Raw genomic sequence first — 20,369 nt, 5'->3', positions numbered from 1 at the left:
AACATACTGCTCGCCACTCGCCACTCGCCACTCGCCACTCGCCACTCGCCACTCGCCACTCGCCACTCGCCTCACACCCCACGCTTCGGGGCGTCAGTGACCACTTCCTCGTCGGCTTCGAAGAGCTCCTCCAGTTCCTGGGCGGCTTGCTGGAGGGTCTGGATCTGCTGGGCTTCGTCGCTGGAGACTTCCATCTGTCGCAGCAGCGTCGTTTCGTCGTGCTGGCGGAAGGTCGCGACGGTGTGGCGGGCGCTGTCGCGCTCGATGCCCAGGGCCACCAGGATCTTCTCGGTCAGTTCGAGGCTGGCCGGCAGCAGGTCACGCACGACGTCGTTGATGCCGTGGCGCATCAATAGCTGGGCATGATGACGGTTGCGGGCACGGGCGAAGAGACGCAGTTTCGGGAAGCGACGCTGGACCTTCTCGACGATGCGCAGCGAGGTTTCGATATCCGAGATGGCGATCACCAGGATATGCGCGCGCTCGGCGCCGGCGGCCTCCAGCAGGTCGAGCCGCGAGGCATCGCCGAAGTAGATCTGGTTGCCGTAGCGGCGCACGAAATCCACGTGCTCGGCGTTGATGTCGAGGATGGTATAGGGAATCTGCAGGCCCTGCAGGGTCCGGCCGATGACCTGACCGAAGCGCCCGAAACCGGCGATGATGATGCGCGGTGCGTGATCGTCCGGCTTGTCGTACTCGCGCGGCGTACTGCCGGCCACGAAACGCGGGCGTACCAGGCGGGCGTGCAGCTGGAAGAGGATCGGCGTGGCCGCCATGGACAGCGAGACTACCAGCACCAGCAGGCCGACCAGGTCGGAGCCCATCAAGCCGGCACTGGCGGCGGCGGTGAGCAGCACGAAGGCGAACTCGCCGCCCTGGGGCAGCAGGGCCGCCAGGTTCAGTGAGTCGCGCCAGTCGACGCCGTAGCCGCGCGCCGCGGCCAGCACGCCCAGCCACTTGGTCACCAGCAGCAGGGCGGTCAGCCCCAGCACCATGCCCGGCTGCTCGACCAGTTGGCCAATCGGCGCGGTCATGCCCACGGCCATGAAGAACAGGCCCAGCAGCAGGCCGCGGAAGGGCTCGATATCGGCCTCGATGCTGTGGCGGTATTCGGAGTCGGCGAGCAGTACGCCGGCCAGGAAGGCGCCCAGGGCCATCGACAAGCCGGCAAGCTCCATGGCCAGTGCCGCGCCTATCACGACCAGCAGCGAGGTGCCGGTGAAGACCTGGCGACTGCGCGCAGCGGCGGCGGCCCGGAACAGCGGGCGCAGCAGGTAGCGGCCGCCGATGATCAGGGCGGCAAAGGCACCGATGCCGATCAGCAACTCGCGCAGCATGACTTCCCAGCCGCCGGCGATGGCCGCGCCGCCTGCCAGCAGCGGAAGGATGGCGATCGCCGGAATGGTCGCCATGTCCTGGAACAGCAGGTCGGCGAAGCCGAGTCGGCCGTGGCGGGTGTTCAGCTCGCCCTGCTCGCCGAGCAGTTGAAGCACCAGTGCCGTGGAACACAGGGCCAGGCTGAAGCCGACGACCAGCGAGACGGTGAGTGACAGACCGAATGCCAGGGCCAGGCCGCCGAGCGCCAGGCTGGTAATCAGCATCTGCAGGCCGCCGAAGCCGAACACCGGCTTGCGCATCAACTTGAGGCGGGCCGGCTTGAGCTCCAGGCCGATCACGAACAGCAGAAAGACGATGCCGACCTCGGAGAAATGCAGGACCTCCTCGGCATCGGGCACCAGGCCGAGCGCGGAAGGGCCGATGATCACCCCGGCGATCAGGTAGCCGAGCACCTCGCCGAGCCCCAGACGCTTGACCAGCGGCACGATGACCACGGCCGCGGCGAGAAAGATCAGGGCATTGTAGAGCAGGTCGATAGCCACTCGGTCACTCCTTGATGAAGGGGCAAGGGGTCAATGTCGGGCACGCGGCAGGATGATATCCCGTGTCAGTGGCGCCAGCGGCATGGTGTCGGCTTCCTCGAGGGTCACCCAGCGCATCTCGGCGATTTCCGCGGCCGCCCGTGGCTCGCCGTCCAGCCTGGCACGAAACAGGTGGGCGACGAGCTGATGGCCGGGCTCGTTGGCCGCCGGCGCCTCGAACTCGCCGAGTGGTTCGAGCAAGCGAGGCGTGCAGCCGAGCTCTTCCTCGATCTCGCGGGCCAGGGCCGTCGCCGGCGCCTCATCGGGCTCCAGCTTGCCACCGGCCTGCATGAAGGCGTCGGTATCGTGCTTGCGCACCAGCAATAGACGACCGGCGTCGTCCTGAATCAGGGCCGCGGCGATATGCAGGGTAGGGGCGGTGACAGGCATGGCGGGCTCCGTTGGATGGTGATCCTATGTTACCACCCCTGTGCCATCGGGCGTGCTGTTACGCGCCCGGCTCGAATAGCCGCAGATGCGAGACCACCACCTCTTCCATGGCGTTCAGGGTGTCGTCATCGACCTGCTGCAGGGAAAGGCGACGCAGCAGAGGTTCGCGGGCGATCAGGAAGAACACGATCTGGCCGACCAGGGTGTGGGTCTCCAGCGTCGTGACGGGGTCCTCGACATCCCGGCCGGTCAGGCAGGCGATGTGCTGGCTGAGGGTGAGCTGCACCACCCCGAAGGCCTGATGCTGGAGGATCTCGAAGGCGTCGCTGGGGTGGAGCTGCTCGCGCATGACCATCAGCAGCCATTGGCGGCATTCGACGTCGGCGGCGAAGGTGCGCACCATGCGACGCACCAGGCGTTCGAGCTCGCGACGTGCCATGGCGCGGTCTTCCGGCATGCTTCCGGCGGCCTGGATGCCCAGGCGTTCGCGCAGGGCGCCGGCGATGTAGCGGGCCGCGGCCAGGTAGAGGCCATGCTTGTTGTCGAAGTAGTAGGCGATGGAGCCGATATTGGCCTGTGCCGCGTCGGCCAGCATGCGTGTGGTGGTGGCCTTGTAGCCGTGCTCGCCGAACAGCCGGATGCCGGCCCGAATCAGGCGATCGCGAGTGGTGTCATCGCTCATGACGCGACTCCTGGCTGGTGGTGGCGCGTGTCGATGCCGAAAAAGAGGGTATACAGCACCGGCACGACACCGAGGCTCATGATGGTACCGACGCCCAGCCCACAGGCCATGGCGGCCGCCATGCCGTAGAACAGCGGGTCGCGGCCGATGATCAGGGGCAGGAACCCGAGCACCGTGGTGATGGCCGACATCAGGATGGGACGCAGGCGTCGTGCCGAGGCCTGGATCACGGCATCGCAGTGTGACGCATGGGCTCCCGTGGCGCGCCGCTCGATGTCGATGCGGTCGATCAGCACGATGGCATTGTTGATGATGATGCCGGCCAGGCTGTAGAGGCCGAGCATGACCATGAAGCCGAAATCGGCACGGCTGGCCAGCAGCCCCAGGGCGACCCCGACGATCACCAGCGGAATGGTGGTAATGATCAGCAGCGGTCGCTTGAAGGAGTTGAACTGGGCGACCAGCAGGATGAAGATCAGGCCGATGCACAGCGGCAGGTTGGCCTGCAGGGCCGCCTGGCCTTCCGCCGACTCCTTGACCACGCCGTCGAACTCGATCCAGTGCCCGGGCGGCAGCTCATCCTCGAGCTGGCGCAGTGCCGGGGTGACGCGCGGCACCATGTCCTCGGCCGTCAGCTGCTGGTTACGGCCCTCGATGGTGATGGTGCGTACCAGGTTCTCGCGATCGATGCGGTAATAGCCGTTATCCAGGCGTACTGTGGCGACCTGGTTGAGCGGGACGCCGGCATCGCGGCCTTCCTCGGGATAGACCGTCAGCGATTCCAGGTGCTCGAGGCTGCCGCGCCGGGGCTCGTCATAGCGCATCATGAGCGGGATGGTGTCGTCGCCCTCGCGATAGTGACCGAGCTGATAGCCATTGATGGCGCCCTTGAGCGAGCGGGCGATATCCTGCGAGGTGATGCCGGCGCGGCGGGCCTGTGCCTGGTCGACATCGATGCGCAGCGCAGGAATGCGTGCCTCCCAGCTGTGGCGGATGTCCCGGGCGCCATCGACGCCATGCAGAATGTCTTCGACCCGCTGGGCGGTCTGGAACAGCACGCCACGATCGGGCCCCTTGACCTGCACCTGGAGCAGGGTGCTGTCCGAGGGGCCGAGGAACATCCGGGTGACCTGGGGTGAGATGTCCGGGTGATGGGTGGCCAGATAGTGTCGCGTGGCCTGGATCACGGCATCCACCCGGTCGCGGTCATTCACGTTGAGCACCATGAAGCCCTTGTTGGGCGCCGGGTCGATGGGCGTCAATGACAGCACGAAGCGTGGCCCCCCGAACCCCGCATAGGCGGCCACACTGGTGAGGTCGTCGCGCAGGGCCGGGGCGTCGAGCAGGTCCCCGCTCAGTGCCTGAACCCGGCGGTCGGTGGCATTGGCGGCAATGTCGGAGGGAAAGTCGATGGTCACCAGGACCTGGCTGCGGTCCGAGTCGGGAAAGAATTTCTGGGGTACCAGCTGCATCATCAGCACGCCGCCGGCCAGCGCCCCGCCCATCAAGATCAGAAACAGCACCCGGTGGTGCAGTACATGCCGCAGCAGGCGGGCATAGCCCGTCGAGACCCGGCGGAAGAGGCGGTCCGAGAGCGTCGTGGCCCTGTCCTGCCGTGACGCACCGGGTCGCTTGAGGAAGCGGTGGCACAGGGCCGGCGTGACCGTCAGCGACAGGAACCACGAGCTCAGCAGGGTGATGGCGATGACGATGGAGATCGAGCGGGTGTATTCGCCGGCCACATGCTCGGCCAGCATCAGGGGCAGAAAGACCAGGATGGTGGTCAGGGTGGAGGACAGCAGCGGCATGGCCAGCTCGCCGCCGGTTTCGGCGAGTGCCTGATCGCGTGTCCCCCCGGCTTCCAGGCGTGTCTTGAAGTCCTCGGCGATGACGATGGCGTTATCCACCAGCAGCCCGAGGGCGATGACCAGGGTGGCCAGGCTGGCGCGCTGCAGGGTCATCTCGGTCAGGCCCATGACGGCCAGGGTCACCAGCATGACGGCGGGGACGAGCGAGCCCACGATGAGGCCGGTCCGCAGCCCGAGGAAGAGCACCACCACGGCCAGCACGATGGCCAGTGTCTGGATGACACTGGCGGTGACGCCGTAGACGGCATTGGCGACCTGCTCCGGCTGGAAGGTCATGATGTCCAGCGAATAGCCGGCCGGCAGGGTGGCGCTCACTTCATCCAGGCGCGCCTTGATGGCATGGCCGAAGTCGAGGACGCTCTGGCCTTCGAGCATGGAGATGGCGAAGACGATGGCCGGCTCGCCGTTGAAGTAGGCCGTGCGGTGGGCCGGGTCTTCATAACCGCGACGAATCTCGCCCAGGTCGCGCAGCCGCAGCGTGCCGCCCTCGGGGAGGCGTATCTCGGTGTTGCCCAGCGCTTCGAGGCTCTCGAACTCGCCGCTGACTTCCAGGGCCAGACGCTGCTCGCCGGTATCCAGCACGCCGCCGGGCGGGTAGATGTTGCGCGCCTCGAGCTGGCTGGCCAGGGAGGAGGGCGACAGGCCCAGCTCGGAGAGCCGCGGGGCGGCGATATCGAGAAAGATCCGTTGTTCCTGAAGGCCGAGCAGCTCGACCTTGCGGGTGCCCTCGACGCCGTAGAGGGCGGCCCGGATGTGCTCGGCCATGTCCTGCTGTGCGGCCTGGGGGAAGTCGTCCGCGGTCAGCGCTGCGGTGACCACGGCCACGTCGCCGAAGTCGTCGTTGATGACCGGATCCTGGGTGCCGTCGGGGAGTCGGGGGCGGGCCGCCTCGACCTTCTGGTGCAGCTCGTCCCAGATTTGCTCGAGGTCGAAGTAGCGGTCCTTTATCTCGACGTGGAGGATCGAACGGCCGCGCATCGAGGTGGAGCGCAGGCGTTCCACCTCGCCGATGGTGCGGATGCTCTCTTCCAGCGGCTTGCTGATGTGCTGCTCGACCTGCTCCGCCGGCAGCCCCGGATGTTCGGTGGTTACCAGGGCCTCGCGGATGGTGATCTTCGGGTCTTCGCGGGCCGGCATGTCGAAATAGCTGAACAGGCCATACAGCATGGCAATCAGCGTCGCCAGATAGAGAACCGGACGGCGGCGGTGAGCAAGCTGGCTTAGGTTCATGACACTTCCCGGTTGTCAGGCGCGTCGGCGGCGCTCAGTTGTAACGTTCGGGGCCCTGACCGAGCAGGCTTACCACCTGGCCGGGTTCCACGAATTCGGCGCCGCGCGCCACGATGCGCTGGCCCGGGGCCAGGTCGCCCCGCACCCGGGCCTGTTCGCCGTTGAGCTCGACCACCTCGACCGCCACTCTGACCAGCTTGCTGTCGTCGGCGATGCGCAACACATGAGCGCTGTGGTCGTCGTCATGGATCAATGCCGTGAGCGGGATCGACAGGCTGTCGGTGTCGGCGGCTTCCGTGGTCGGCGTGAGCCTCACCTCGGCGGTCATGCCGGCGCGCACGCTCGGCGGCGGATCGTCGAGCGCCAGGATGACCGGGTAATCGTTGGACGAGCGGGGCTGGGAACCCAGGTGCGTCAGCCTGGCGGGCAGCGTGGTGCCACCCAGCGCCGGCAGGCTGACGCGCTGCGTCGTGCCGGCCTCGAGGTGGCCGATGAGGGTCTCGGGCACGCTGGTGGTGACCTCGAAGCCGTCCCGGTCGGAGATGACGTCGACAATGGCCTGATTGGCCGAGACGCGTTCCGCGGGTTCGGCCCGGCGCGCACTGACGGTCCCTTCGAAAGGCGCTTCGAGGGTGGTCTGCTCGAGGTCGCGCTCGGCGATCTGCAAGGCCGCGAGCGCCGATTCATGGCGCGACTCGGCGGTGTCCAGGGCAGCGCGGGCGCTATCGAGCCGGGTATCGCTGGCGTAGTTCCGTTCGGCGAGGCGCGACTGGCGACGGAAGTCCTGGCGACTCTCGGTCAGTGAGGCTTTGGCTTCCTTGGCCTCGGCCCGACGCTGCCTGGCCACGAGCCGATAGCGCGCGTCATTCAGCCGCGCCAGCACATCGCCGGCCTGGAAGGTGTCGCCGACGTCGAGTTCGAGCTGCTCGAGCTTGCCGGAGACCTCGAAGCTCAGCGTGGTGTGCTCGGCGGCTTCGACCCGCCCCGCCAGATGAATGGCCGAATCGCCGTTGCCGTCCGGGATCCGGTAGCTGTCGACGACGCGCGGGACCGCGGTGTCGGCGGTGTCTTCCGGGGAGCAGGCGGTCAGCGTCAGGGCCAGCGCGAGGGGCCCGAACAGCATCGGGAGCAGTCTGGCGGGCCGTGGCACAGGGGGCATGGCAGGAGTCCTCGATGACGCAGGCGCACAGGGTTACAGGTGGGGCGACAAGCTTTCGTGCAGTGTATTAATCAGTTGATTAAATCGCAAGTCAAAAAATCGGCGGGTATCCCGCCGATTCTCGGCTCCGGTGTGCCCGGGGCTGTCAGGCCGTGGCTGTTTCCAGCCGGCCTGGCCATCCGGTCAACCTGAGGCCGCTGTTTCAGCTGTCATCGGGCTTGCGGTAATGCCCGGGGACGGTGACACGGTCGCCATTGGCTGTCTGGCGCACATGGGTTGGCACATAGACACGCTTGATGACGCTCTTGCGTTCGGTCATGAGAGGTCTCCTTGACACTCGACTCGATGCAACGGACCCCCATAGCCTAGCGGCAACATCGGATGAGAATCAATATTGTTAATATCAAATTGTTGGTCGAGGTGTGTGGCGGGCGGGATGCCCGGCCCGTGTACTTGTCAGCGGTCAATGGGTAAGCTGGAAGCGAACGAGTGATATTCAGGGAGAGATGATGCGTACCTTGTTGATTCTGTTGATCGGCATCGTGGCAGTGTGGTTGATGGTCCGGTATTGTCCGCGAGCGCATCGGCGTCCGGCTGCGGTCGCCTTCTCGCTGACCTGGCTGCTGGCCTGTGGCTGGAACCTCACCGTGGGGCTGTCGCATGGCTACGCGCTCGGCGAGGAACTGGCGATTCATGCCGTGTTGTTCGCCGTGCCCGTCGGGCTGGCATGGTGGCGCCTCGGGCGTCGAACGCCGCCCACGTCGTGAAGCGCCAGCGTGCTGCTGTAACGTTCATTCCTGTTGTTTGCATTCTCGAGGGTCGGTATGACAGCGGAACGTCCTCATCCTCTAATGCGGCCTCGTGATGGGCACGAGGCCGCCGTCAGTTATGTCGAGCTGCTGTTCGACCTGATCTATGTCTTCGCCATCATCCAGGTGTCGCATTTCCTGCTGGATAATCTGAGTCTGCTGGGGGCGGCCCAGGCCCTGCTGCTGTGGTTCGCGGTCTGGCTGGGCTGGCAGTACAGCGGCTGGATGACCAACTGGTTCGATCCCGATACCACGCCGGTGCGCTTGGTGCTGTTCGTCACCATGGCGCTGGCCCTGATGGTGGCGGCGGCGCTGCCGGAGGCCTTCGGCTCGCGTGGCCTGGTGTTCGCCGGCTGTTTCGCGGCGATGCAGGTGGGACGCTCGCTGTTCATTCTGTGGAGCCTCAGAGGGCATGGCCTGGCCGAGTTGACGGCCAATTATCAACGCATTCTCGGCTGGGGCGCTCTGGGTGCCGTTTTCTGGCTGGTGGGCGCGTTCACCGAGGGGCCTGCACGCCTGGTGCTCTGGGCATTGGCGGTGGCCTGTGAATATGTGTCGCCGATGTTCGGCTTTCGCCTGCCGGGGCTGGGGCGCTCCTACACCCGGCACTGGAATATCGAGGGCGGGCACCTGACCGAGCGGTGTGCGCTGTTCATGATCATCGCGCTGGGCGAGACGATCCTGATCACCGGGGCAACCCTGGCCGGCGTCGGTGACTGGAGCCTCGGCACCCTGCTGGCGTTCGGCGTCGCCTTCCTGGAAACCGTGGCCATGTGGTGGGTCTATTTCCACATCGCCATTCGCGATGCCTCGCGGGTGATTACCGAGTCCGACGATCCGGGACGCATCGGCGCCTATTTCCACTATGTCCACGTCATCATCCTGGGCAGCGTGATCCTGTGTGCGGTGGGCAGTGAGCTGGTGATCGCGCATCCGCTCGGGCACCTGACGAGCACGGTAACGACGGTGCTGCTGGCGGGGCCGATGGCGTTCCTGGCGGGCATGGCGATCTACAAGTTCGTCGTCTACGGGCGGCCGCCGCTGTCGCATCTGGCCGGCCTGGTGCTGATGCCCGTGCTCCTGCTGTCGCTGACGGCTTCGCACAGCCCGCTGCTGCTGCAGGGTGCCAGCGCCGTGCTTCTGCTGGGCGTGGGCGCCTGGGAAATGTTGTCGAGGCGTGACCGGATCAGGCTCTAGTCGTCATGGATGGCATGGACGCTTCGAGGCTCTAAGCCCATGGGCGCCATCGTTCGGCACGTTCTGGCCGGCCGAGTTGTTGGCGCCCCACCTTGCGCCCCCGGAGTCGTCGAGGGCCTTAGAACGTCAGCTCCAGGCCGGCGTACACGCTGCGCCCGGGTGCCGTCTCGAAGTAGCGGTCGTTGCTGGCGTTGATGCGCACGTTGGCGAAGTGCTCTTCGTCGAGCAGGTTGCGGATGCCGACATGGGCCTTCAGGCGAGTGTCGGCACTCAGGTCCCAGCCATCGCCGGCACGCAGGTTGATCAGCCAGTAATCGTCGACGCTGACCTGGTTGGCGTTGTCGGCCACCATGTCGCCGACGAACTGGGTTTCCAGCGTCGCGAAGCGTCCCTCCAGGTTTTCCCAGGTCAACTGGTTGACCCAGGTGCGTTCCGGCAGGCCGGGCAGGCGATTACCGCCGTAGCGGCCGCCGTCGGTCGCGAACTCGTCGAATTCGTACCGCGCCAGGGTCAGCGCGCTGTGCAGGCGCCAGTTCCGGGCGAAGTCCCAGCCGAGCGTCAGCTCCAGGCCATCGCGCGACGTGTCGCCAGCGTTACGGTAGAAGGCTCGGTCGTCGGGGCCGTCCAGTGTATAGGCGATGAGCTCGTCGCGGGTGCGAATCGAGAACAGTGCCAGGTCGTAGTCGATACCGTTGTCGAAGTGGCCGCGCAGTCCGACCTCGCGATTCCAGGCCTTCTGCGGCTCGATGCCGGGGTTGAAGCCGCCGGTGCGATTCGGGTTGGCGAATTCCGAGAAGGTCGGCGTCTCGAAGGAGGTGCCGGTATTGAGGTAGGCCTGATGGGTCGGCAGGTAGCGATAGCTCAGCCCGGCCGAGCCGCTCCATTCATTGAAGGTGCGCTCGCCGCTCTGGTCGCCATCACGGGTGAAGTCGTCGTCGATATCGAAGTCGACACGGTCGAAGCGCACGCCCAGTGAGGCGGTCCACTCATCGGTCAGGGCAAGGTCGCCCTGGGCGAACACGCCGATCGACTCGGCGGTCTGTGTCTCGTCGGCGACCCGGCCACCCACATCACCCGCAAAGCTGACATCACGGCGATAGCGGTCATCCTCCTGGCGCGCCAGGTCGATGCCGGTCACATAGCTCAGCGGCAGGCTGCCGAGCGTCGTGTCCTGTTGGTACTCGGCGCTGCCGCCCATGTGGTGGCGCTGATAGCCGAGGCGGCTGTCACCGGGATAGGGCAACTGCTGGGTGAAGTCGCGCCAGGTGGAGAAGCCCTTGAGTGTCAGCTCGCCGGGGCCGAAGGCCTGGTCACGATACTTCAGGCCCAGGACCTGCTGGTCGACGGTCTGGCCGGTGTCATAGTCCTCGGTGAATCGGCCGGATTGTTCGCGGTCGGCGGCGACCTGCTCGGCGGTCAGACCACCGGGATCCTCGGAACGCGGGTTGTCGAGCAGGTTGACGATGGCGGTCAGCGAGCGGTCGTCATCGAGCTGGTGGCGCAGCCTGGCGTTGAGCTGGTACTTCTCGGTGCTGCTCTGGTCGCGATAGCCATCGAGTGACAGGGCCGTGGCGCTGACATGGTGTGACCAGTCGCCCTGTGAGCCGCCGTGGCCGACGGCCAGTTTCCGGTAACCGTCGCTGCCGCCCTCGACGCGGATCGAGCCGCCCGGGTCATCACGACCATCGGCGGTGGTGACATTGATCACCCCGCCGGCGGCATTGCCGTACTGCACGGCCGAGGGGCCACGAATGACCTCGATGCGTTCGGCACTGTCGAGGTCGATGGCATCGAGCTGGGACTGACCATCCGGCAGGGTGTAGGGAATGCCGTCGACCAAGATGGTGATACCCCGGACGCCCCACTGGGTGCGCGACCCGAAGCCACGCATGGCCACCCGAGTTCCCTGGGCGAAATTGTCGCGGTTCTGCAGGTACATCCCCGGTACTCGCACCAGCGATTCATCGAGGCGCACCCCTTGCTGCCCCTGGGCAATGGCATCGCGTTCCACCACCGAAACCGCGGCCGGGGTGTCGTAGAGCTCGCGATCCAGACGCGGCGCGGTCACGTCCATGGTGTCCAGTTGCGTCGATTGCGCCAGGCTGGCGCCCGAGGCGCTCAGGGAGCCGATGATCAGGACGAGGCGGGGGAGCGAGACACGGCAGGGCATGAGGCGGCCTTTGATGACGGGACGGAAATAATAGATAGTGTGCGAATTATCTCACTGGTAGCCGTCCTCGGCAAATCGGCACCCTGCGACGCGGCCGAGGCCAGCGACACCGGGGCGGGGTACGGTGGGTGGAAAGTAAAGGACGCCCGGGCCCATCGCGGTCGTACGATGAACCCGGGCGCCCCGTATCAGGAAATGGGGTCAGTGGAAGCGTTGTGATCCGTCTTCCAGGCGGGTGAAGCGCACCGGCGGATTGTATTCCTCGCCTTCGGAGGCGCGTTCCGGGGCGGGGCGTACGCGCCAGCCGCGATAGGTGGCCCATTCCTTGAGCTCGCGATAATCGAGCAGCGGGAAGTCGCCGGTGTGGGGGTTCGGCGAACGCGAGGGGAAGGCGTTGGCCACGTGGGGGTAATGCGCCAGGGCGGCTTCTCCACCATGGGCTTCCAGGGCGCGGTCCAGCGCGGACTGCCAGTCCTGGGCTTCGCGTTGCGTGCTGCTGCCGTGTGATACCTGCATCGAACTACCCTCCGTTGTCACACCAGTTGGTTACATCTATGGGTTGCACCCTTGGGTTTCACATCGATGACGCCTCGCCGTATGACGGAGTGGGCGAGACGCCGACGCCGTGTGGTCAGTCCCAGCTCAATGCGCCGCCGACCTGATATTCGGTGACGCGGGTCTCGAAGAAATTCTTCTCCTTGCGCAGGTCGATGATTTCGCTCATCCACGGGAAGGGGTTTGCCGCTCCCGGGAACTGTTCCTTGAGGCCGATCTGCGCCAGCCGGCGGTTGCAGATGAAGTGCAGATATTCCTCCATGATGGCGGCGTTCATGCCCAGCACGCCGCGCGGCATGGAGTCCCGGGCGTAGGCGATCTCGAGCTCGGTGCCCTCGAGGATCATCTGGGTGCACTCGTCCTGAAACTCGGGCGTCCACAGGTGCGGGTTCTCGATCTTGATCTGGTTGATCATGTCGACGCCGAAGTTCAGGTGCATGGACTCGTCGCGCAGGATGTACTGGAACTGCTCGGCCACGCCGGTCATCTTGTTGCGCCGGCCCATGGAGAGGATCTGGCTGAAGCCGCAGTAGAAGAAGATGCCTTCGGTCACGCAGTAGAAGGCGACCAGGTTGCGCAGCAGCTCCTGATCGGTCTCGGGCGTGCCGGTATGAAAATCCGGGCGCGCCAGTGACTGGGTGTGCTTGAGGCTCCAGGCCGACTTGGCGGCCACCGAGGGAATCTCGCGGTACATGTTGAAGACTTCGCCTTCATCCATGGACAGCGACTCCACGCAGTATTGATAGGCGTGGGTGTGGATGGCTTCCTCGAAGGCCTGACGCAGCAGGTACTGGCGGCATTCGGGGTTGGTGATCAGGCGGTAGAGCGCCAGTACCAGGTTGTTGGCCACCAGCGAATCGGCGGTGGAGAAATACCCCAGGCTGCGCTCGACGATGCGCCGTTCATCCTGGGTGAGGCCGTCGGCGCTCTTCCACAGGGCGATGTCGGCGTTCATGTTCACTTCCTGGGGCATCCAGTGGTTGGCGCTGCCGTCCAGGTACTTCTGCCAGGCCCATTCGTACTTGAAGGGCACCAGCTGGTTGAGATCGGCACGGGCATTGATCATCTGCTTGTCGTCGACCTCGATGCGCGCCGCGCCCATCTCGAGCTCTTCCAGCCCGGCCGCGACATCCAGTTCCTCGAGGGACTGCCGGGCCCGCGTCAGGCGGTCTTCCTCAGCCACCTGGTACATCGCCGCGCTGTCGCGCACCTCACCCACCGCCGAAGACGCCGGCTCGGCGGTATCGGCAGACGTCATGGCCTCAGAGGCCAACGGCTGCTCCGGCTTTTCCTGAGGCTTGTGTTGCGGCTTCGGCGCCTCCGCCGTCGCCGTATCATCCTCGTGAAACTCATCCCAGTTGATCATGGTCTTCCTCGTTCCTCGGAAGTGAAGAGGTAAGAGGGAAGGCGCCCTGCGGGCGGAAGAAAGGCCATTCTCTTCCTTCTTCATCGGCGCAAAGCGCCGTCTTCTCTCTTCACTCTTGATGTTATTGGCACGCCTCGCAGCCGAGTTCGTCGATATCACCGGCGGAGGGCGTTCGGGAGCCGCCGCCGCTCTTGCCCTGCAGGAAGTCGTCGATGCCGCGGGGCTCTTCGGGCCGTGGCGCCGGTTCGGCGGGCGGGGCCGCCGAGGGCGCGGCGTTGCTCACGGCGTTGAGGTTGCCGCGCTCGACGGTGGATTTCTCCACCGCGGTGGCGCCCAGGGCGCGCAGGTAATAGGTGGTCTTCAAGCCGCGGAACCAGGCCATGCGATAGGTCACGTCGAGCTTCTTGCCGGAGACGCCCTGGATGTAGAGGTTCAGCGACTGGGCCTGATCGATCCATTTCTGGCGGCGCGCGGCGGCCTCGACCAGCCACTTGGGTTCGACCTCGAAGGCCGTGGCGTACTTGATCTTGAGATCCTCGGGCACACGGTCGATGGCGGCCACCGAGCCGTCGTAGTACTTGAGGTCGTTGATCATCACCTCGTCCCACAGGTCGCGGGCCTTGAGGTCGTTGACCATGTAGGCGTTGACCACGGTGAACTCGCCCGAGAGGTTCGATTTGACGAAGAGGTTCTGATAGGTCGGCTCGATGGACTGCGACACGCCGCAGATATTGGAGATGGTTGCGGTCGGCGCAATGGCCATGACATTGGAGTTGCGCATGCCCTGGGCGCCAATCTTGTCGCGCAGTCGGCCCCAGTCCTGGGTGGTCGAGGTGTCGACCTCGAGATACTGGGCGCCGCGCTCGGTCTTGAGCCTGTCGATGGAGTCGATCGGCAGCAGGCCCTGGCTCCACAACGAGCCGTCATAGCTGGCGTAGCGGCCACGCTCGGCGGCCAGATCGCTGGAGGCCTCGATGGCGTGGTAGCTCAAGAGCTCCATGGAGCGGTCGGCGAACTCGACGGCCGCCTCCGAGGCATAGGCGATGTCCAGGCCATAAAGGGCATCCTGAAAGCCCATGATGCCGAGCCCCACCGGGCGGTGCTTGAAGTTGGAGCGCTCGGCCTGGGGCACCGCGTAATAGTTGATGTCGATCACGTTGTCGAGCATGCGCACGGCGGTCCGCACCGTCTTCTTCAGCTTCTCGGCGTCGAAGCGGCCCTCGGTGACGTGGCGGGCCAGATTGACGGAGCCCAGGTTGCAGACCGCCACCTCGTCGGCGGAGGTGTTCAGGGTGATCTCGGTGCACAGGTTGGAGCTGTGGACCACGCCGGCATGCTGCTGGGGGCTGCGCAGGTTGCAGGGGTCCTTGAAGGTGATCCAGGGGTGGCCGGTCTCGAACAGCATCGACAGCATGCGCCGCCAAAGGTCCTTGGCGCGCACCCGCTTGAACAGCTTGAGCTCTCCCGTGCGGGTCATCGCCTCGTATTGCAGGTAGCGCGTTTCAAAGGCCGCGCCATACAGGTCGTGCAGGTCCGGGCAACTGGCCGGCGACAGCAGTGTCCACTCGCCATCCTCGAAGACTCGCTTCATGAACAGGTCCGGCACCCAGTTGGCGGTGTTCATGTCGTGGGTACGGCGGCGGTCGTCCCCGGTGTTCTTGCGCAGCTCGAGGAACTCCTCGATATCCAGGTGCCAGGTTTCCAGATAGGCGCAGACGGCGCCCTTGCGCTTGCCGCCCTGATTGACGGCCACCGCGGTGTCGTTGACCACCTTGAGGAAGGGCACCACGCCCTGGGACTTGCCGTTGGTACCCTTGATCCAGGAGCCGAGCGCGCGCACCGGCGTCCAGTCGTTACCCAGGCCGCCGGCCCACTTGGAGAGCAGGGCGTTATCGCGGATGGCGCTGTAGATGCCATCCAGCTCGTCCGGCACCGTGGTCAGGTAGCAGGAGGACAGCTGGCTGTGCAGCGTGCCGGCATTGAACAGTGTCGGCGTGGAGGCCATGTAGTCGAAGCTGGACAGCAGCTCGTAGAACTCGATGGCGCGTGCCTCGCGGTCGTCCTCGTCGAGGGCCAGGCCCATGGCGACGCGCATGAACATGGCCTGGGGCAGCTCGTAGCGCACCTCGTCGCGGTGGATGAAGTAGCGGTCATAGAGGGTCTGCAGGCCGAGGTAGGTGAACTGGGCGTCGCGGCTGTGGTCCAGGGCCTCGCCGAGGCGCTCCAGGTCGAACTCGGCCAGGCGCGGGTCGAGCTGCTCGAATTCGATGCCCCGGGCGATGTAGGTTCGGAAGGCCGGCTTGTAGAAGTCGGCCATGTCCTGATAGGTAGCTTCGTCGGCGATGCCCAGAAAGGACAGTGCCTCGCGCCGCAGGTTGTCCTGCAACAGCCGCGCGGTGACATAGGTATAGCTGGGGTCCTTCTCCACCAGGGAGCGCGCGGTCATCATCAGCGCCTGGGAAACGCCCTCGACGCTGACGCCGTCGTAGAGGTTCTTGAGCGAGTCCTCGACGATCCTGGTCGGCTCGACATTGGCCAGGTCCGCGCAGGCGTCGAAGACCAGGGTCTCGACCCGGCCCAGGTCCAGCGGCCGGGTGCTGCCGTCCGGCGCGGTGACGTTGAGCGTCGGATGCGGTTTTTCGATAGCGTCGCCGGCAAAGGCGCGGGCGCGGGCATGCTCCTCGCGGTAGAGTACGTAGGCGCGTGCCACCTTCTGCTCGCCGGCGCGCATCAGGGCAAGCTCGACCTGGTCCTGGATGTCCTCGATATGCAGGGTGCCGCCATCGGGCAGGCGACGCAGGAAGGCCTGCTCGATGCTGTGCGCGGCAGCTTGCACGAAATCGCGCACGCGGGAGGAAGTGGCGGCGTTATCGCCTTCCACGGCGATGAAGGCCTTGCTCATGGCCACGGCAATCTTGCTGCCGTCGAAGGGCACCACATCGCCGGTGCGCTTGATGATGCGCAGGGTCCGGGGAGCGGTAACGGAGACGGAAGGACGTTCCGGAGTTGCCGTGGTATCCATGGTGCCTTGGTTCCCTATCAGGATGGCAACGCAGCGGTTGCCGTTATGGACCGGTGACAGCCAGCGTGGCATCGCCAGGGTGTATTCTTGTCAGCAGGGGCACCCGGCGACGCCATCGCGTATCAGAATGCCTGGTGAAAGCCGCCGTTGAGCACTTGTTGACAGTTTTTCAGAAGGTTGCTAGAGCCACATTATCTAGTGCATTCGGTTGCTTGAAACACAAGATAGTGTGCTTTATTTGGGGCTTCAAGTGGATAAGTTTGTGGATGACCTGTGGTCAAAAAGGTGGGGCGGCACATGCCGGGAGCGAGACCGCGTGGTTGAGCGGATGCCGAATTGCGGGTCGGTGATAGCGCTGTCCGACGGCGAGAAATTGAATTTTTTTGATGTCGTATCCCTGCGAGGTGACATTTGATCATGATCCCCGAGTCGGGCGCACGCCAGCGGCCTCGTGTCCTGGTCATCGACACCGCGGCGTTCTCGACCGACCCGGTGACGGCCTGTCTGATGGCGCTGTCGTGGGACGTCAGCGTGATCGATGATGCCTCCCCTCTGCAGCATCTGGCGGCGACGCGTCCCGATCTGCTCATTGTGTGCCGTGACGGATCGGGAGAGGGCAGCGCGGTGACGTGTCAGCGGCTGCGGCGCGAGTATGCCGGGCCCTTGCTGGTCCTCGATGGGCAGCCCGAGGCGTCACGCGAGGTTCAGTCGCTGGAGGAAGGTGCGGATGACTATGTGGCTCATGACGTCGAGCCGCGGGTCTTGGTAGCGCGTGCCGGCAGCCTGCTGCGCCGTCGTTCGGTGGCCGTGTCACCGCCTGCGCGCCTCAGTTTCCAGGGGCTGGAGATCGATGCCATGAACCGTGAGGCTTCCAGCGAGAACGGGGTACTCGACCTGACCAGTGCCGAGTTCGACCTGTTGTGGTTGCTGGCCAGCCATGCCGGCAGTGTCGTGACCCGCGAGGAAATCTTCGGGCAGTTGCGGGGCATCAAGTACGACGGCCAGGATCGCTCGATCGATGTTCGGGTATCGCGCATTCGGGCCAAGATCGGCGATGACCCGCATCAGCCGGCGCGCATCAAGACCGTGCGCAGTCGAGGCTATCTGTTCGTCCAGGACCCTTGAGCCGCCGGCTCAGGCCGGCTTGATGCCTTCCAGCACGGCAAAGGACGTCTCGCGCGCGGTGCGCAGGAAGTCTTCCATCCAGGGGGCTGCGCGGGTGTCCTCGCGAATGGCCGCGAACAGGGTGCTCCAGACGCCGTTCTCGCCCAGTGCGACCGCCTTGACGTAATCCCGCTCCAGATACTCGGTCAGGGCCCAGTTGGGCAGCGCACAGACGCCTCTGCCGCTGGCCACCAGCTGCATCATCATGATGGTCAGTTCGGCGGTGCGCACTTCCCTGGGCCTGACGCCGGCGGGGTCGAGGAACTGGGTGAAGACATCCAGCCGTGCATGTTCCACCGGATAGGTGATCAGGGTTTCCTCGGCCAGTGCCTGAGGGGTGACCCAGGGCTGGTCGGCCAGCTCATGCTGGCGCGAGACGGCGAGTAACCCTTCGTAGCGAAACAGGGGCTCATAGTGCACACCGGGCAGTGGTTGAGGGTCGGCGGTGATGACCAGGTCGAGCTGCTCCCGGGCCAGGGCATCCAGGGGTTCGAAATGATGGCCTCCGGGGATATCCACCTCGACCTCCGGCCAGTGGTCACGAAAGTGGTCCATGGTCGGCATCAGCCACTGAAAGCAGCTATGGCATTCGATGGCCATGTGCAGACGGCCCTGCTCATTGCCGGCCAGGCGCGCCAGGTCGCGTTCCGCCATGCGTACCTGGGGCAGTACCTGTTCGGCCAGTTCCAGCAGGCGCTGCCCGGCTCGCGTGAAAGTGACCGGCCGTGTCTTGCGCTCGAACAGCGGGCTGCCCAGGCGCTCCTCCAGATCCTTGATCTGGTGGGAGAGGGCCGACTGCGTCAGATGCACGCGTTCGGCGGCTTCGACCAGCGAGCCGGCGTCACGCAGGGCGATGAGGGTGCGGAGATGGCGTAGTTCGAGCATGGTCCTGAGTTTTGTTCATGTTGATGAAGAAAAAGGTTAGGTGGATTCAGTAATCCTGGCTAGCGGGGTTGGCAGGATTCTTTCAACTGCTCGAGTCCGCACCCTGACATTGACTCAAGTATGCAGTGCCTGCGTCAGCGGCATGTCCGGCCGCGTGCTGCGCATTGCCGAGCGTGAGTCGCCGGGCGGAGCCAATCCGCTCGGTGGCTGTTATGGTATCGGAACCATGGATCGTGAACGTACAAGGATATTTGCCATGTTCTGTATTTCCCCGGTTGTGCGCTTCGGCGCCCCCACCCTGCTGGCGCTCGGTCTCGCGGGCTGCGCGGCAGCCCCTTCGTCCTCGGAGGCGCCATCGCCGCCCAGCGTGGACAGTGGCGCCTCCTCCTCCGAGACTTCGTCTGCCGACCAGGCGAGCAAGGCCCCCTTGCTGCCGTCTGCCCTGTTTCCCGGCGAGGCCGAGCGCTTCGTGGGCTGGCAGTGCGAGCCCGATCAGAGCCTGGTGACCGCCCATGGCGAAGACACATTGCGGCTCTGGTCGGCGCATGGGGCCTATCGCCTCGACCCGGCCGTGGTGGCCAGTGGCGCGCGTTATCAGCAGGGCGACCTGAGCTTCTGGTCGAAAGGCAGTGAGGCGACGGTCGAGAGTGAACACGGGCGCCTGAAGTGCCAGCAGAATATGCGTCATCGCGCCCTGACCCGCGAGTCGCATCCCGGCGTGATGTTCCAGGCGCGTGGCAATGAGCCGGGCTGGATGATCGAACTGGCCAATGACGAGCCGCGTATCAGCATGTCGCTGGACTACGGCGAGCGCCAGGTGAACCTGCCCTACCAGGTCAAGGTGCTGGATAACGATGCCGGTCGCGTGGTGTTGAGCAGTGGTCAGGCAGCGCGGCCCTTCGAGCTGCGCATCGAGGCCCGCGCCTGTTTCGACGACATGAGCGGTCAGCCCTGGCCGGCCAGGGTCACGCTCGAGGTCAATGACGAGGTGTATCGGGGGTGTGGTCAGGGCATTGCACCTTAGAGGGTGTTTACAAATTACTGCGCTCGCCCATGCGGCGTTGAAATCAGCCTCAAAATGCTCATTTACCAGCTCGTAAACTCCGCTTTTCGGCTGATTTCGCCTGGCCTGGCCGTCGCTCGTGACTTTTGTAAACACCCTCTTAGAGGGCGCATACAAGTTGCTGCGCTGGAGAGCCTGACTGTGTCGGCTGTGTTTTCGTTTTTGTCGAATGATAGCTGCGGTTTTTACCGCTTATCATCGACAAAAACGAATATAGAATGGTGAGCATTCTTACACGCATTGTTTGCGAAGGAGGTCACCATGGCCAGCAAGGTTCTCGTTCTGACGTCTTCCATTCTCGATGGCAATTCCAGCGCTCTGGCTGCTCATTTCCAGGCACAGCTTGCCGGGCGCGAGGACGTATCGGTTACCACCCGTGATCTGGTAGCCGATGACCTGCCGCATCTGGGGCTCGCCGAGCTTTCCAGCTGGCAGCTGGCGGCCGGGGAGCGCACGGCCGAGCAGCGGGATCTGGCGGCGCGCTCCGATGCCCTGATCGAGGAGCTGTTGGCACATGATGTGCTGGTCCTCGCAGTGCCCATGTACAACTTTGGCCTGCCGTCCCAGTTGAAGGCCTGGTTCGATCGGGTGCTGCGCGCGGGCGTCACCTTCCGCTATACCGAAAACGGCCCCGTGGGGCTGGTCGACAGCAAGCGGGCGATGATCCTGGCGGCGCGCGGCGGTCAGTATGTAGGCACCGAGATGGATACCCAGACGCCCCACCTCAAGCACATGCTGGCGCATATCGGCATCACCGAGGTTGATACGGTGTTCGCCGAGGGGCTGGCCATCGGGGAATCCCGGCGTGAGGCGGCCATGGGTGAGGCACGCCAGGCGATCGAAGCGCTGGCGCAGCAGATCTGAGGCGTCGGCCAGTGAAGTATGCAGCG

15 protein-coding genes are annotated in these 20,369 nt (G+C 65.1%); 5 read left to right on the top strand and 10 right to left on the bottom strand.

What is annotated here, in order from left to right; translation table 11 throughout:
• Nucleotides 1–71 precede the first annotated feature (71 nt).
• The 5 genes from QWY79_RS04350 to QWY79_RS04330 are packed head-to-tail and all read right to left on the bottom strand — an operon-like array spanning nucleotide 72 to nucleotide 7,248.
• A complete protein-coding gene (locus tag QWY79_RS04350; RefSeq protein ID WP_290270242.1) occupies nucleotides 72–1,880 on the bottom strand; it encodes a monovalent cation:proton antiporter-2 (CPA2) family protein in 1,809 nt (602 codons plus the stop codon).
• Between the two features lie 30 nt (nucleotides 1,881–1,910).
• The gene (locus QWY79_RS04345; protein WP_290270241.1) at nucleotides 1,911–2,309 is read right to left on the bottom strand and encodes an NUDIX hydrolase; all 399 of its coding nucleotides are present in this window, start codon (nucleotides 2,307–2,309) and stop codon (nucleotides 1,911–1,913) included.
• Between the two features lie 58 nt (nucleotides 2,310–2,367).
• Nucleotides 2,368–2,991, bottom strand: coding sequence for a CerR family C-terminal domain-containing protein (locus QWY79_RS04340; RefSeq protein WP_290270240.1), 624 nt, complete (start codon nucleotides 2,989–2,991; stop codon nucleotides 2,368–2,370).
• Complete coding sequence (locus tag QWY79_RS04335; RefSeq protein WP_290270239.1) at nucleotides 2,988–6,089, bottom strand: efflux RND transporter permease subunit; 3,102 nt, start codon at nucleotides 6,087–6,089, stop codon at nucleotides 2,988–2,990. Before QWY79_RS04335 ends, QWY79_RS04340 begins: the two co-directional genes overlap by 4 nt.
• Before the next feature lie 34 nt (nucleotides 6,090–6,123).
• The gene (locus tag QWY79_RS04330; protein ID WP_290270238.1) at nucleotides 6,124–7,248 is read right to left on the bottom strand and encodes an efflux RND transporter periplasmic adaptor subunit; all 1,125 of its coding nucleotides are present in this window, start codon (nucleotides 7,246–7,248) and stop codon (nucleotides 6,124–6,126) included.
• A 509-nt stretch (nucleotides 7,249–7,757) separates the two neighbouring features.
• On the opposite strand from QWY79_RS04330, the gene QWY79_RS04325 reads away from it, so the two are divergent.
• Together QWY79_RS04325 and QWY79_RS04320 are read left to right on the top strand one after the other, a co-directional pair.
• Nucleotides 7,758–8,015, top strand: a complete 258-nt coding sequence (locus QWY79_RS04325; protein ID WP_290270236.1) for a hypothetical protein — start codon at nucleotides 7,758–7,760, stop codon at nucleotides 8,013–8,015.
• Between the two features lie 84 nt (nucleotides 8,016–8,099).
• A complete protein-coding gene (locus QWY79_RS04320; protein ID WP_290270235.1) occupies nucleotides 8,100–9,254 on the top strand; it encodes a low temperature requirement protein A in 1,155 nt (384 codons plus the stop codon).
• 118 nt (nucleotides 9,255–9,372) lie between these two features.
• Here QWY79_RS04320 and QWY79_RS04315 read toward each other — a convergent pair whose 3' ends face one another.
• The 4 genes from QWY79_RS04315 to QWY79_RS04300 all read right to left on the bottom strand — a co-directional run bounded on the left by QWY79_RS04315 (nucleotide 9,373) and on the right by QWY79_RS04300 (nucleotide 16,367).
• Complete coding sequence (locus QWY79_RS04315) at nucleotides 9,373–11,424, bottom strand: TonB-dependent receptor family protein (RefSeq protein ID WP_290270233.1); 2,052 nt, start codon at nucleotides 11,422–11,424, stop codon at nucleotides 9,373–9,375.
• Nucleotides 11,425–11,625: 201 nt separating this feature from the next.
• On the bottom strand, nucleotides 11,626–11,940 hold the full coding sequence (locus QWY79_RS04310) for a hypothetical protein (RefSeq protein ID WP_290270232.1): 315 nt from the start codon (nucleotides 11,938–11,940) through the stop codon (nucleotides 11,626–11,628).
• A gap of 115 nt (nucleotides 11,941–12,055) precedes the next feature.
• The gene (locus tag QWY79_RS04305; RefSeq protein WP_290270229.1) at nucleotides 12,056–13,345 is read right to left on the bottom strand and encodes a ribonucleotide-diphosphate reductase subunit beta; all 1,290 of its coding nucleotides are present in this window, start codon (nucleotides 13,343–13,345) and stop codon (nucleotides 12,056–12,058) included.
• Nucleotides 13,346–13,466: 121 nt separating this feature from the next.
• Nucleotides 13,467–16,367: a ribonucleoside-diphosphate reductase subunit alpha gene (locus tag QWY79_RS04300; protein WP_290270228.1), complete on the bottom strand. Its 2,901-nt coding sequence runs from the start codon at nucleotides 16,365–16,367 to the stop codon at nucleotides 13,467–13,469.
• Between the two features lie 417 nt (nucleotides 16,368–16,784).
• Here QWY79_RS04300 and QWY79_RS04295 point away from each other — a divergent pair, with 417 nt between their 5' ends.
• Nucleotides 16,785–17,492 (top strand): winged helix-turn-helix domain-containing protein, encoded by a 708-nt coding sequence (locus tag QWY79_RS04295; protein WP_290270226.1) that lies wholly within the window; start codon nucleotides 16,785–16,787, stop codon nucleotides 17,490–17,492.
• Between the two features lie 9 nt (nucleotides 17,493–17,501).
• Here the strand turns inward: QWY79_RS04295 and QWY79_RS04290 are convergent, their stop codons facing one another.
• Entirely contained in the window at nucleotides 17,502–18,416 is a 915-nt protein-coding gene (locus tag QWY79_RS04290) for a LysR family transcriptional regulator (protein ID WP_290270224.1), read from the bottom strand.
• A 256-nt stretch (nucleotides 18,417–18,672) separates the two neighbouring features.
• Here QWY79_RS04290 and QWY79_RS04285 point away from each other — a divergent pair, with 256 nt between their 5' ends.
• Together QWY79_RS04285 and QWY79_RS04280 are read left to right on the top strand one after the other, a co-directional pair.
• Complete coding sequence (locus QWY79_RS04285) at nucleotides 18,673–19,440, top strand: MliC family protein (protein WP_290270222.1); 768 nt, start codon at nucleotides 18,673–18,675, stop codon at nucleotides 19,438–19,440.
• Nucleotides 19,441–19,740: 300 nt separating this feature from the next.
• Nucleotides 19,741–20,343 carry an FMN-dependent NADH-azoreductase gene (locus QWY79_RS04280; protein ID WP_290270220.1) on the top strand — a complete coding sequence of 201 codons (603 nt, stop codon included), beginning with the start codon at nucleotides 19,741–19,743 and terminating at the stop codon, nucleotides 20,341–20,343.
• Nucleotides 20,344–20,369 lie beyond the last annotated feature (26 nt).

Source organism: Halomonas sabkhae (genome assembly GCF_030409265.1).
In the GTDB taxonomy this organism is placed as follows: Bacteria; Pseudomonadota; Gammaproteobacteria; order Pseudomonadales; family Halomonadaceae; genus Halomonas; species Halomonas halmophila.
The sequence above is the reverse complement of the archived record's forward strand: the minus strand, read 5'-3'. Positions and strand labels throughout refer to the sequence as shown.

What these genes read in the sequence shown, in the direction of transcription:
- QWY79_RS04345 (WP_290270241.1), bottom strand. Translation starts at nt 2,309, where the DNA reads ATGCCTGTCACCGCCCCTACCCTGCATATCGCCGCGGCCCTGATTCAG.
- QWY79_RS04340 (WP_290270240.1), bottom strand. Translation starts at nt 2,991, where the DNA reads ATGAGCGATGACACCACTCGCGATCGCCTGATTCGGGCCGGCATCCGG.
- QWY79_RS04335 (WP_290270239.1), bottom strand. Translation starts at nt 6,089, where the DNA reads ATGAACCTAAGCCAGCTTGCTCACCGCCGCCGTCCGGTTCTCTATCTG.
- QWY79_RS04330 (WP_290270238.1), bottom strand. Translation starts at nt 7,248, where the DNA reads ATGCCCCCTGTGCCACGGCCCGCCAGACTGCTCCCGATGCTGTTCGGG.
- QWY79_RS04325 (WP_290270236.1), top strand. Translation starts at nt 7,758, where the DNA reads ATGCGTACCTTGTTGATTCTGTTGATCGGCATCGTGGCAGTGTGGTTG.
- QWY79_RS04320 (WP_290270235.1), top strand. Translation starts at nt 8,100, where the DNA reads ATGCGGCCTCGTGATGGGCACGAGGCCGCCGTCAGTTATGTCGAGCTG.
- QWY79_RS04315 (WP_290270233.1), bottom strand. Translation starts at nt 11,424, where the DNA reads ATGCCCTGCCGTGTCTCGCTCCCCCGCCTCGTCCTGATCATCGGCTCC.
- QWY79_RS04310 (WP_290270232.1), bottom strand. Translation starts at nt 11,940, where the DNA reads ATGCAGGTATCACACGGCAGCAGCACGCAACGCGAAGCCCAGGACTGG.
- QWY79_RS04305 (WP_290270229.1), bottom strand. Translation starts at nt 13,345, where the DNA reads ATGATCAACTGGGATGAGTTTCACGAGGATGATACGGCGACGGCGGAG.
- QWY79_RS04300 (WP_290270228.1), bottom strand. Translation starts at nt 16,367, where the DNA reads ATGGATACCACGGCAACTCCGGAACGTCCTTCCGTCTCCGTTACCGCT.
- QWY79_RS04295 (WP_290270226.1), top strand. Translation starts at nt 16,785, where the DNA reads ATGATCCCCGAGTCGGGCGCACGCCAGCGGCCTCGTGTCCTGGTCATC.
- QWY79_RS04290 (WP_290270224.1), bottom strand. Translation starts at nt 18,416, where the DNA reads ATGCTCGAACTACGCCATCTCCGCACCCTCATCGCCCTGCGTGACGCC.
- QWY79_RS04285 (WP_290270222.1), top strand. Translation starts at nt 18,673, where the DNA reads ATGTTCTGTATTTCCCCGGTTGTGCGCTTCGGCGCCCCCACCCTGCTG.
- QWY79_RS04280 (WP_290270220.1), top strand. Translation starts at nt 19,741, where the DNA reads ATGGCCAGCAAGGTTCTCGTTCTGACGTCTTCCATTCTCGATGGCAAT.